Source organism: Sutcliffiella halmapala, from assembly GCF_002019665.1.
In the GTDB taxonomy this organism is placed as follows: Bacteria; Bacillota; Bacilli; order Bacillales; family Bacillaceae_I; genus Sutcliffiella_A; species Sutcliffiella_A halmapala.
The window spans coordinates 1,537,227-1,550,256 of sequence record NZ_KV917375.1 but is presented as its reverse complement, the minus strand read 5'-3'; the positions used below and the strand labels follow the sequence as shown (position 1 = coordinate 1,550,256).

The 13,030-nt window shown below is 36.9% G+C and carries 11 protein-coding genes; 2 read left to right on the top strand and 9 right to left on the bottom strand.

Translation table 11 applies throughout. The features are described 5' to 3' along the window. Nucleotides 1-145: 145 nt before the first annotated feature. Nucleotides 146-1,582 carry a spore germination protein gene (locus BK580_RS07415; protein WP_078382677.1) on the bottom strand — a complete coding sequence of 479 codons (1,437 nt, stop codon included), beginning with the start codon at nucleotides 1,580-1,582 and terminating at the stop codon, nucleotides 146-148. Between the two features lie 185 nt (nucleotides 1,583-1,767). On the opposite strand from BK580_RS07415, the gene BK580_RS07410 reads away from it, so the two are divergent. Further along, nucleotides 1,768-2,649: a hypothetical protein gene (locus BK580_RS07410; RefSeq protein ID WP_211279009.1), complete on the top strand. Its 882-nt coding sequence runs from the start codon at nucleotides 1,768-1,770 to the stop codon at nucleotides 2,647-2,649. On the opposite strand, the gene BK580_RS07405 is transcribed toward BK580_RS07410, so the two are convergent. From BK580_RS07405 to BK580_RS07380, 6 genes are all read right to left on the bottom strand, one after another. Continuing rightward, the gene (locus BK580_RS07405) at nucleotides 2,624-4,144 is read right to left on the bottom strand and encodes a rhomboid family protein (protein ID WP_078379711.1); all 1,521 of its coding nucleotides are present in this window, start codon (nucleotides 4,142-4,144) and stop codon (nucleotides 2,624-2,626) included. The two genes, BK580_RS07410 and BK580_RS07405, sit on opposite strands and share 26 nt — an antisense overlap. Nucleotides 4,145-4,291: 147 nt before the next feature. Further along, nucleotides 4,292-6,007: a methyl-accepting chemotaxis protein gene (locus BK580_RS07400; protein WP_235864006.1), complete on the bottom strand. Its 1,716-nt coding sequence runs from the start codon at nucleotides 6,005-6,007 to the stop codon at nucleotides 4,292-4,294. A 181-nt stretch (nucleotides 6,008-6,188) separates the two neighbouring features. Then, nucleotides 6,189-6,368, bottom strand: a complete 180-nt coding sequence (locus BK580_RS07395) for a hypothetical protein (protein ID WP_078379710.1) — start codon at nucleotides 6,366-6,368, stop codon at nucleotides 6,189-6,191. Between the two features lie 79 nt (nucleotides 6,369-6,447). Further along, on the bottom strand, nucleotides 6,448-7,392 hold the full coding sequence (locus BK580_RS07390) for an L-lactate dehydrogenase (RefSeq protein WP_078379709.1): 945 nt from the start codon (nucleotides 7,390-7,392) through the stop codon (nucleotides 6,448-6,450). A gap of 101 nt (nucleotides 7,393-7,493) precedes the next feature. Continuing rightward, a complete protein-coding gene (locus BK580_RS07385; protein WP_139364852.1) occupies nucleotides 7,494-8,291 on the bottom strand; it encodes a DUF92 domain-containing protein in 798 nt (265 codons plus the stop codon). Continuing rightward, complete coding sequence (locus BK580_RS07380; protein WP_078379707.1) at nucleotides 8,269-8,841, bottom strand: 5-formyltetrahydrofolate cyclo-ligase; 573 nt, start codon at nucleotides 8,839-8,841, stop codon at nucleotides 8,269-8,271. Before BK580_RS07380 ends, BK580_RS07385 begins: the two co-directional genes overlap by 23 nt. Before the next feature lie 485 nt (nucleotides 8,842-9,326). Between BK580_RS07380 and rpmG the strand changes: the two genes are divergently transcribed. After that, nucleotides 9,327-9,476 (top strand): 50S ribosomal protein L33, encoded by a 150-nt coding sequence (rpmG, locus tag BK580_RS07375; protein ID WP_010194590.1) that lies wholly within the window; start codon nucleotides 9,327-9,329, stop codon nucleotides 9,474-9,476. 45 nt (nucleotides 9,477-9,521) lie between these two features. Here rpmG and BK580_RS07370 read toward each other — a convergent pair whose 3' ends face one another. Then, nucleotides 9,522-10,352, bottom strand: coding sequence for a nucleotidyltransferase family protein (locus BK580_RS07370; RefSeq protein ID WP_078379706.1), 831 nt, complete (start codon nucleotides 10,350-10,352; stop codon nucleotides 9,522-9,524). Nucleotides 10,353-10,366: 14 nt separating this feature from the next. Beyond that, on the bottom strand, nucleotides 10,367-13,030 hold the full coding sequence (locus tag BK580_RS07365) for a glycosyltransferase (protein ID WP_169864847.1): 2,664 nt from the start codon (nucleotides 13,028-13,030) through the stop codon (nucleotides 10,367-10,369).

The following is a 13,030-nucleotide window of genomic DNA, read 5'->3' as shown; positions in this document are numbered from 1 at the left end:
CCTTTCACATATAGAAAGACATTCTCTTTATTAGTATAAAGGATTCGTGATTCTCGTCAAGATAAACTGCGCGATGATAAAGTAAGCCTTCTCCACCCAAACAGATATACTCCCTATCAAGACAAAAAGCCGGGTTACCGGCTCTTTATCTGTCTGGATCTTCAGGGTGTAAAATAGTTGGCCTTCTATTTTTCAACGGAATTGGTGCTCGTATTAAGACATCTCGAAATGCACGATAGTTGAACGGGATAAATGGCCACATATATGGAACATTGAAAGATTTCATCGCTAACAGTACTAAGATAAAGAGCACAAGGCCTATCATAAAACCGGGTACGCCAAAAAGTGCCGTGAGCAGAAGCAATGCTATCCGATACAGTCGATTTGCTAAACTCAGTTCATAACTTGGTGTGGAAAATGTTCCGATTGCCGCTATTGCTAGGTATAGAATAATTTCTGGAACAAATAGTCCCACCTTCACTGCTACATCCCCGATTAAGATAGCAGCAACTAATCCAAGTGCCGTGCCTAGAGAGGTTGGTGTATGAATTGCGGCCATTCGTAACATGTCCATTCCCACTTCGATGATAAGGATTTGCGCAATAAGTGGAACAGTTCCTATTTCAGATGGCCCGATATAGGAAAGAACTCCAGGTAATAATTGTGGATTTTGGGCAAATAAATACCATAAAGGTAAGATAAATAAGGACGCCCAAACAGCGAGAAATCTTACCCATCTTAAATAAGCCCCTACTAATGGTTTATTCCGATATTCTTCTGCATGTTGCAGATGATGCCAAAATGTACAAGGTGTAATAATGACACTTGGTGAGCCATCGACTATAACTAAGACATGCCCTTCATAGAGGTGGGCAGCTGCTGTGTCTGGTCTTTCTGTATATCGAACGGTTGGATATGGGTTCCAATGTCGTCCCCCAACAAACTCTTCAAGAGTCTTCTCAGCCATCGGCAATCCATCTGTGTCAATTTTTTCTAAGGCTTGTTTTATTTCCTGAACAATATGAGGGTCAGCAATTTCTTCTAAATAACAGAGGCTAATATCTGTTTTAGAACGTCTGCCTACTTGCAAGTATTCCATTCGTAAAGAACGATCCCTTACCCTCCGTCGAATTAGAGCACAGTTAAATACAATGGTCTCAACAAATCCATCCCTTGAGCCACGCACCACTCGCTCCATATCAGGCTCTTCTGGACCTCGAACAGGATAGGTTCTCGAGTCAATCAATATTACTTCCTGTAATCCTTCAACTACGATAGCAGTTGGGCCAGCTAAGACTTGATCCACAACCTGTTCTAAATCATCTGTTTTCTCTAATTCTACATATGGTATATATGTTTGTAATAACTTTTCTAGCGGATTTTCCTCTAACTGTTCTGGTTCAAGTTCAGAAAGGAATTTCATCAAAAATAGCATGATTTCATCTTTTCCAAACCCATCTACTAAAAACAAGCCTACCTTTCTACCCGCATAATAAAGGTCAAGGAAAATAAGGTCAAAACTTTTATCAACTGCAAGTCTTTCTTTTAAATAGCCTATATCTTCATCAAAATTACCTGTCATCTTTTTCGTTGGCTTATTCCAAGTCAAGGTGTGCTCCTCCTCGTTGCATCTTGCTCTTTACATTTTTTACTTATTCGAAAAAAAAATACCAGTATCCTAAAACTTATTACGATGGCAGAGATAATCTCTTCATAAAAAAAGAGACAAGCTCATAAGTTGATAGCAAGCCTATTTACTGGAGGACCATGATGAAGAAACTAAAAATAATTGGAATCGGGCTAATTCTCTCCCTTTTAACTTACAGTCTTCTTTCTATTGCTTTTTCTAATAAGGTAGTTGAAAGTATTATATTTTTCCCTATTGATCCAACTGTAGAAATGAAAATCGCAAAAACTGATTTAGTTTTATTAAATGACAAGGATAAAGAGAAATATATCGTAAATTGGGAAGTACAGTCTCAAACTAGTGATAGTGTTTACCTAAGACAAGATATTTCTTTATTGTTTGAAGATGGACGATTAAAGGCGATTTTATCTGATTGGAAGGGTAATAGTAGTGAGTTAACGCAGTATGCGACCTATTCTGGTAAGGATAGCAGTCGCTTTCTCGCACTCACCTTTCATCATGGCGAGATTCATCATTCTGACGAAACGATTACGAGTACCCATAAAATGAGCAAAGATCACTTATACATTATTGATTCTTCTTTTAGTACTTTACAATCTTTTAAAGAAGTAAAATCAGAAGAACAAAAAGAATGGAAAGAAATATTAGATAAGGTTACGACAAAGCAATTAGAATACTATTGGGAAAAAGCCATTGATTTTTTCGATATTCCGGTTCATAACTATGACTTTTATTCACTTGAAGAGATTATTGATAGTCAAGAAAGTGGATTGCTAGGAATTGATAAAGTTCGCTCCAAGATAATAATAGGAAAGTTGTGGGAGAGTTTGTATAAGGAATACTTCTTGGGGATAAAAACAACGGCAGGAACAACTATCCCACCAATAGATAGTTCCCTGCCATTAATATTAATTGCGAAAGATTACTCTCATTTATTTATCTTAATTGAAACACGAGAAGGAGAATCAATTAAACTTAGTCAGAATCTAGCCGTCGATTAATTTCTGTTCGAAGATTTATATAGTTATCGCCTGTTGATTCGATTTCTATCGCTCGATTTATCGATGCCGCTGCTTTTTCTACTTCATCCATTTCTAGATAGACCAAAGCTAGATTATAATGTGCTTCATGAAAGTCTGGCTTTATCGAGGTTACTTTAACTAATCGCTGCTCTGCTTCTTCTAGCCTTCCTTGCTTTATATCAATAAAAGAAAGGTAAAAGAGTACTTCTGGATATTTTTCTTGCTGGTTTTCCATAGATAATAACAGATCGTAAGCCTCTGTATATTCTTCATCCTGGATGAGTGTCTCAGCTTGAGTAAGTACAGTAAATGGATTATCGTTACGATAGCCGTAGTCTAACATATACAGAGTAAGAGATATTGCCAGGATAAATCCTAATATTTGAGGAAGCGGCTTTATATGTTTTGGTAGATGCACAATTGCAGCTGCTAAGAAGCCTCCTATTAAGCCACCGATATGTCCTGCATTATCAATGCCTGGAATAGCAAAACCAATTGCAAGGTTCACACCGATTAGAACTAAGATATTCGTTCCCATTGTACGTAGGAATAGTTTCGGGTACGCAATTCCAACAAATAACAAGGCACCAAAACACCCAAATATCGCACCAGATGCACCTGCTGAAAGCGAAGGGGTAAAGACAAAACTAGCAAGAGATCCACAAAATCCTGCGAACAAATAAATGAGGAGAAAACGGAAATTCCCGTATATCCTTTCCACTGCGGTTCCGAGATAATAGAGTGCAAGCGTATTAAGTAGTAGATGGAGAACGCCAATATGAAGGATTATTGGTGTGATAAATCTCCACCACTCCCCCTCTAAGATTAAGGGATTGTACTTCGCTCCATACTTTATCAAGGTTTCCGAATTTTGACTGCCCCCATTTGTTTCTAAAAGATAGAAAAAAAACAACTGCAGAGCAATAAAAAAGTAGGTAAACAACGGCTTACCATTTTGAAATAGCTCTCTTTCTTTTTTCATGCGATTTGCCGATGAGGTTAGCACTGTTTGTTTTAATTGCTGTAAAGCTAAATCATCTAGTTCAACCTCATCTTGTACCTCTATTTCTTTTCCAATCGAACTAGTTATTTGTTGACATGCCTCTTGAACATTACCACCATGTACGATGACGGAGTTCACTTCTACATTATCTTTAATAAAAGGTTCCTTCACTCTAAACTCCCAATCATCTACAGGAGGATAAGATGATACATACACATTTAATGCTCTTAATTTACTTTTTCTTAATTGTTTTTTAAAGTTGGTCACTTGGAAAGCGGCTTTCTCCATATCACGTTGAAGCCAATTGCTCCAATCTAAGTCATAGCGAAAGACACGGATGATTGGTGCCTGTTTATTTTCAAGGCCCTCTAACCAAACCTCTTTTTGATCAGGCGTTATATGTATAATTCGATATTGATGTTGAACGACTATGCTGTTCAACAATTGCCAGAAAACAGAATCTTGTTTCAACGAAGCACCTCCATACTACTTCCTATTTTATATGGTACGAAATGAAAAGTAAAAATTTTTATCGCTTTTAATACCAAAAAGGGAGCTACCTTACTATATGAAGGTAGCTTCCCTTTAGAATGGTACGTATAGAATTATTCTTGCTAGCTATTCTATTTTAAATCTCTGTGTGATTTGTGATAAGGATGTAGAGAGTTTATGTAGTCGAAGGCCAATGTTATTCGTTCCTGCCATTTGTTGAATTTGCTTTTCACTTGCTGCTAGCATTTCATCAGAACTTGCAGACGTCTCCTGCGATACAGAAAGCAGCATATCTGCTGATTGTTCCAAGTTTGGTAAGAGATACTCCAAACCTTGTAATGTTGTCTGCATTCCTTGTAAGTTCTTACTCACAGTTGCAATTTCTTGCATTAGTTCGTCAAATGACAGCTTTGATTCATTAGCCATTGATAGATTTGTTTGGACTTTAGAAAGCATTTGGTCAAACTCTTGAGTAGCACCTATCGTAACACCTTCCATTTTATGTATAGAATTCGTGATTTCTTCGGCAGCACTTGATGATTGGTCTGCAAGCTTACGTACTTCATTCGCAACCACGGCAAAGCCTCTTCCCGCTTCTCCTGCTCTAGCTGCTTCAATGGTTGCATTAAGTGCAAGCAATTTAGTTTGTTCGGTAATCCCTTTGATAAGTCCAACTAGATTAGTTATGGAAGAAGAATAATTCTTCACATGGATAATGGTCTTATTTAAATGAGCGAAGTCTTCCTCAAAGGTACGGATCGTAGTAATTAACTGACTTATTGTTTTCTCCCCGTACTCTGCAGATAAGCTCATCGCATCGGAACTGTCGGATACAATATTCATATTTACTAATGTATCTTCAATCTTATCCTTCATATCATTAAAACTGGTAACACTACTTTCTGAGCTACTTGCAGTTTGCTCTGCTCCTTGTTTCACTAAATTAATGGCTGTAACCAATTGATGGCTAGAAACAAGAGAGTATTCTGATGAAATTTTCAATTCCACGCCTGTTTCTTCTAGCTTAACTGTTGTTTCCTTCAATTCATGAACCATCGATCTCATTTGATCAATCATGGCATTATAGCTATTTTGTAATGAGAGTATTTCTGGTAATGTTGTCTTGATAGAACTTGACCGATTTAAAGAACCCTGTCGCACCTGGCTTATCGTATCACTCAGTTCGGAGAGAGGTTTTGTAAGAGTCCTTACAAAAAGGATAAGTAGTAGTGTACAAATTAGAACACTGATTATCACGATAAAAATAGTAAAATAGGCCATACTGTTTACCGGCCCCAAATAAGATTTTGTAGGAATAAGCAACACGTATATTCCATTTATCTCCTTCATCTCCTGATATGTAATTGTATAGTCTACTCCTTCAATTTTGCTATGGATAACCCCACTTTTACTATCTGTAATTTGATTAATAAGTGATTCATTGATAGAAGGTATAACATCTTCACTTACTTTAAATGGAATTGCATGTTGATCCACTATGTAGAAAAATTCTGAAGTAATACCATCCACTTTAAGCTTTTCCTGCTGAGACCGGATATTCACTTCAAGCTGTTGCATAAAGTACTCTTCATCACTTATATAGAGAAATTTTAAATTTTCAGCAATATGACCCATCAACTCTGATTCTCTAATTAATCTATTTTCCATCATCTCCATCGTCATTTCTTTTGATTTTATATAAGAACTTAATCCCACTACTACAATAGAGATGACTAATAAAGATACAAACAGTGCAAACAAGCGGGTTCCCAATTTACTATTTTTTAAAAGATTCCCGACAATTTTTCTAATCCCTAATTTTATTTCAGCCCTTTTCCCCAAGATGTACCCTCCAGTAATTCATTCTGCTACTATGGAAAATTATATAGCTGAAATATTAAGCCCATGTTAATTTAATGTATAGTTCTCCTCCAATTCTAAGTTCATAAAAAATACACCCAACCTCTGGCTTTTTTGAAAGCGGAAGGCTAGGTGTTTTCATTTTCTTTCAAGTTGCATAATACTACCCTCGGAAGACCGTCTGCAAAAAACGATCTCGAACAAACGGAATATCCATTCCAAATGCCACGACAAATCTCCGAATAGAGCTAATTCCTAAAATATAGTTTAAGATCTTGTAACGTCTTTGATAAATCGCATATGTACCTGCGGTGATAAGTATTAATCTTATTAAAAATCCCATTATCATCCCTCCTGCTTTTATCATGCATCAAATACAGAAAAAACATGCCCAATTTTAGACATGTTTTTTCTGAAATAAATTAAAAGAATTTATCTTTTATGTTTGTTAGTACTTCCACAGAATGTTTAAATTGATCTTTTTCTTTATCGTTTAATTCAATTTCAACAATTTCTCTAATTCCGTTACGATTCACAATCGCAGGTACACCGATATATATATCGTCACTTCCATACTCACCATCTAAGTATGCAGATACTGTTAGAATAGAATTTTCATTTCGGAGAATCGCTTTAGTAAGGCGCACTAACCCCATAGCAATTCCATAATAGGTGGCGCCTTTACGTTCTATAATATGATAGGCCGCATCTCGAACATTAACAAATAAGTTTTCTAGATCTTCCTCTTGGTATTCTTCTTTTTCAGCCATCAAATCAAGTATCTTCTTCCCGCCAATGTCAGCTTGACTCCATACTGGCAGTTCTGTATCTCCATGCTCACCAATAATGTAGGCATGAACGTTTCTTGCATCAATTTGAAAATAGTCTCCAAGTAGATAACGGAATCTCGCTGTGTCTAAAATGGTCCCAGAGCCAATGACCCTTTCTTTCGGTAATCCCGAAAACTTCCAAGTGGCATATGTTAAAATATCTACCGGGTTCGTTGCTACTAGAAAAATTCCGTCGAAGCCATTAGCCATTACTTGGTCGACGATACTTTTAAATATTTTTGTGTTTTTTTCCACTAAATCCAGTCTAGTTTCACCTGGCTTTTGATTTGCCCCTGCACAAATCACCACGAGATCTGCTTTGTCACAGTCTTGATAGTCTCCATACCACACCTTTGTTGGGGTTGGTGCAAACGCGATTCCGTGATTTAAATCCATCGCATCGCCTTCTGATTTCTCTTTATTTAAGTCAATTAACACTAATTCTTCTGTTACACCTTGATTTAATAATGCAAATGCATAGCTCGAACCTACAAAACCTGTACCAATTAATGCTACTCTGCTGATTCCGTTTCTCATGCTAACTCCCCATTTCTAAACAAGGTTTAATCTACAATTTAATTATAAAACAAAAGTTTGTGAAGTAGTGAGCAATATGTATCTATTCTATGACAAATTACTTAAACCCAATAAAGAACCCATGCAAGGGTTGTAACGATTAAAATGGAGCAAATGTTCACTACATCATTATTAACGAGAGTGACACCTTTTATTAACGTTGTAGCTTGTTCGCAGTGAAATTTCCTCTCCACTACTTTCCCACAATTTTGACATTGGTAAATAGCCTGAAGAGATGCTCCAATCACCGTATCAACAAAACAACCAATTATCCCTAATAAGGTAATCACAACTAACATTGACCACGTTATCTCTTCCCAGAGGAACATGCTTATAACTGCGATAAAAGCAGATCCTACTACTGCAGCAGCTGTACCGAGACCACTTATTGCTCCCGATTGTCCACTCTCCACTGGAGTTAAGGTCTTTATGGAAATAGGCTTTTTCTTGCTTAAGACACCAATTTCTGAAGCCCACGTGTCGGAATTTGCCACCGCGATTGCTGTTATGAAACCAACTAACCATGCTTCTGACGGAAAGAAGAAAAAGCCCAAACTAAAACCGGCAGGAACTCCACCATTAGCAAATACTTGGATAATATCTCTTTGTGAGCCCTTTTCCTGTAAATCCACTGTTTTTGTTTTTTTCTTTTTGCTAAATTTGCTCCAAAAGCTGGAGGAAATAAAAAAAGCACCAATTAAGATAAGTCCCTCACCTTTAAATCCAATAACAATCAATACTCCAACTACGAAGGTTCCAAAAGCACCAGATAGAGATAGTGCTCTGAATTTATACCCCATCCATGCAAGAAGAACTAAACTGACTAAGAGAATTACTTCATTTTCTAGTATGACATTCATAGATTTCCTCATTCGTTATTAATTTGTTTACTGGGATATCATAGGCATCATATGGAATTTCCTTCTTCACCTGTTCTTCAAAAGCTAAAGAGATTTTTTCCCCGTTAAAGTCTTCTAAATACCTATCATAATATCCCCCTCCAAAGCCTATCCGATATCCCCTTATATCAAATACCACTCCTGGAACTAACATAAGATTAATCCTAGCTTTTTCGCATAATAGAGAGGTTGCTGGATTTGGTTCTTTTAATCCAAAGTAAACGGTTTCTAAGTCATGAAGGTTTTCCAAAAAATAAAACTCCATGCTCTTATCTGCTGGAAAGCATTTTGGTACTACAATCTTTTTGTTTTCTTGCCATGCTTGTTCGATGATTGCTTTTGTAGAAACTTCGGGTACTCTTGAAACTGTGACGCCAATAATAGTTGCCTGTTGCCATTCTTTTGTTGCATAAAGGGCTTCTTGTATTTTTTTGGAGGCATATGTATATTGTTCCTTGGATATGGTAGCCAAGGTTGCTTTCATTTCCTGTCGTAAACTTCCTTTGTTCATTTTGTTAACACTCCTATCGGGTACTAATTCTATTTATTGGGCTATCCTGAAAATACGGTGAGACCTTTGAACGCCCTGTAGATTTCCGTGCCAGGTGGCAGCGATCGCGGGGCGCTTGTGGAGCCTCCTCGGCTTGCCTGCGGGGTCTCCACAAAACGCTACTTCCCGCAGGAGTCTCTCACCTTGCACTCCAATCAACAGGGGGGACGGTGTTAAACATCACTTTAAATACAGCGTCCCCCTTAACGCCCTGTTGATCTTGGTATCTGTTTTAAATGACTCCATTTAAAGTTAGCATGATTTTTAGTGTGGTTTTCTAATTAAAATATACCAAGAATCGCACTTTCGTTCTAATGAATCGCTAGGAATTCTACCGATTTACTTTAAAAATTTCCCATGCGCTAAAAAAGACTGGAATTCATAAAAAATAAGTGATATTATAGTAAGGTCTGAATTGAATGCTTTATATGTTTGGAGGGATAATGATGCGCGTAAATGTAACTTTAGCTTGTACTGAAACTGGAGATCGTAACTATATTACTACTAAAAATAAACGTAATAACCCAGATCGTCTTGAGCTTAAAAAATATAGCCCAAGATTGAAAAAAGTAACAGTTCACCGTGAAACAAAATAAGCAGCAGGATTTCCTGTCTGCTTATTTTTTTTGTTCTATTTATACTTATACTTTTATCAGCGAAGCATCTTTTCTGTTTGTCACCTTTAAATTTGATCCTTTTACATACTTCACATTTTTACCTACCCAAAGTTTAGGCATCACTTCTTCTTCCATAACTGGAACTTGAATCTTATGTTCTAACATATCATATTGGGCTTGACGATAGTCTTCATGACTCCCAATATCTTTCCAGTATCCTTTAGATTTGTATCCATAGAGCCCCATATTATTTTCGATTAACTTAGGAAATATCTCTTTACTAAAATCATAAGGCTTATCTTTTTCCATAAAGCTTAGGACTAAGGGGTCTACTATATAAATACCTGTATTCACTACTCTGCTGAATTCTTGCTCTTTTTGAGGCTTTTCCAAAAACCTTTGGATTTGGCCATCATCATTTGTTTGGATGATGCCGAATTTAGTTGGATTTTTTACCTCTTTCATAAAGACAGTCAGCAGCGCTCTTTTTTGAAGGTGAAACACTAAGCCGTCAATTAGGTCAAAGTCTGTTAGAGCATCACCACTAATTACGATAAAAGGTTCATCTAATAATTGCTCCGTGTTTTTTACACTTCCTGCTGTACCTAATGCAAAATCTTCTATTTGATAGGTAAGGTTCACTCCCCATTTCGATCCGTCACCAAAGTAGCTCATAATCTTATCACCTAAGTATTGAAGCGTCACAATAATATCTGTAATGCCATGCTTCTTAAGCAGCTCGATACTATATTCCATCACAGGTTTGTTTAATAAAGGCACTAGCGGCTTAGGTAGTTTTTTCGTTAATGGCAACAGGCGTGATCCCTTTCCTCCTGCTAAAATAACTGCCTTCATAGTAATAATCCCTCCTATTGGACGGAAGAAGTAGTGATTGTCATGTCGTAGATTGCTACTGTTTTTCTTCTTACATCTTCCCAACTATATTTTTGTTTCACGATTTTCTTCGCGTTCTTTCCTAACCTTTTTCCAACTTCCGGATTCTCAATGAGCCTTTCGATTTTACTCACTAACTGCTTAGTAACACCCGACTCAAAAAGCAAGCCAGAATGCTCTTCTTCCACAATAGAAGCTAATCCACCGGTTTTTGAAACGATAACTGGTTTGGCTGCAATCATTCCTTCTAACGCAACTATCCCAAAAGGCTCATAGTGACTTGGAACAACTAACATGTCACATTGATGCAACAAATATGCTTTTTCATGTTCATGTAAAAAACCAATAAACATAATCGAGTTTTCCAAGCCAAGGTTAGCGACTTGTTCCCGAAACTTAACTAACAACGGGCCTTTTCCACCTATTATAAATAAACATTTCGGATAGCTTTCTAAGATGATAACCGCTGCTTGTATGAAGGTATCAAACCCTTTTTCGAGAACGATTCTTCCTAATGAAAGGACTAGATGATTATAGTCATATTTATTTAGTAACCTTTGGATACTTTCATTAGCTCTCTCATATGGGATCTCTCCCACGCCATTAGGAATAACATGCACCTTTTCTTTTCGAAAAGCATATTCCCGATGTAGTACCTCTTCCATATAGGAGCTACACACAATAATTATATCTGATTCCATCATTAGTTGTTTTTCTTGATGATACGTTTTCTGCTGCATTTGTGACATTTGATTACCTTGAATACGTCCTATTTCTAAAGCGTGAATGGTTGTAATTAATGGTAATGAGAGTGCCTCTTTAATGGACCTCGCCGCCAAACCTACCATCCAATCATGTGCATGAACGATATCAAAGCTCCGTTGACGATGAAGCTCTATGGCTAGCTCTACCATATTCAAGTTAAACCTTGCGACATAATGGTGAAAGTCATCATTTGTTTGATAAAATTCCTTCACTCGATAAACATAAGTATTATCTATTCTTTCATAAGAAGGGGCACCAATAAAACTAGGCGTTAGCACACTCACATCATACCCTTCCATTGATAAAGCTTTCGACAGTTCCCTAACATGCTTACCTAGTCCCCCCATAACAGAAGGAGGATACTCCCAGGAAAGCATTAATATCCGTTGCTTTCCCGTCTTTTTTTCTTCTCGTATCAAATGATTATGAGTCTTATTAGTGGAATAGAATACATCTGGATTGATTGGAAAATTAAAAATTGTTAGATTGTTTTCCATAATAGGTTGTTTTAAGTCTGAATAGAAGGAGTCCTTATATACATAAAAACGCTTTACCACATCTTGATTGCTACTCTTTAACAAGGCGTAATCATTTGCCATTAACCAGTGCTTTGCACATTCACTCTTGCCGCCGTTTACTTCTATCTTTAAGCTTTGTTCCATTTTCACTAGCTCGCGAAACATCTCTTGAGACTTCTCTGAAAAATATGCTTTCGGATTGATGGTGCTCCACCAACCCTTTTGTGAGAAAGATGAAAGGGAAGAGAAGCTGGATTTCTTCGTAATTAGATGTTCTGGTGTTATCCATTCGAAAGAATTTCTTGTAATAACTTTATTCATTATTAATTGTAGAAAATAAGGAGCTTCCAACCAGTCATTACCAAGTTGATATAGTGATAGATTGATAGAAAGAACTTCTTCGTTCCGTACTATTTCGAGTTGTTCCATAAAATGATTAGCATGTTTATCTAAGCATTCTCGTGCGGTTTCTACATCGTACCAAGTAGCAGTACGGCTTCCCTTTCCCTTTTGTCTTAGCTTTAAGCCTGTAGGTGCTCGAAAATCCTCCCATATTGTGAAATTCTTCAGTTCATCCCACTTTCTTTCGTAGGCAATATCCGAGAAAGGATCAAGATAATTATCACCTGTTTGATAACCTTTTTCCCCGATCACTAAATCTATTAAATTTGTTGCATGTGGAATTAATAATAATCCATGTGGAGAAACGACTGGATCTTTCACTTCCCTTGACTGGCCGCTTATTATTTGTTCACTAATATAGGCGTACTCGATACCTTTATCCGAGAGAAGCTTATCTAATGTAATCGAATAAACACCATAAGGACTCCAAAAACCTTTTGGTGAAAAACCGAGATGCTTTTCAAAGGCATTCACAGACAATTCCACATGAAGTTGTAGTCCTTCTTTTGATTGAATAAAAGGGAAGTAAGCACCAGAACTACTAACAGCCACTATTCTTCCAGTATTAATGTAATCTTTGAGAATCAGGATGAATTCCCCTTCACATTCTAAAAAAAATTCCATTAGTTTTTTTATTTTAGTTCTATAAAAGAAAAAAATAGCTTTTTCTTTTATTTGTTGTGATTGTACCCACTGATTTTCTATAAGTGCTTGTTTTTTCTGCAAGTATGTATAATAGCGCTTCATCAGGCGAACGTTAGATAGGACTTCTAGAAAGGAAGGGGAAAAAGCCATTGTTATCGGCTCTTTTAAAAGGTGGTTTCTGATATGGGAGAGAATTGGAAGGTAGATATTGCTTAAACGTTCAAAAAATTGTTGTTCCAGATGAAAATCATCCTTGTGAATCACAGGAAAGTGTGCTTGTAGACTTAACATCATATTGGTTTTGTTCAC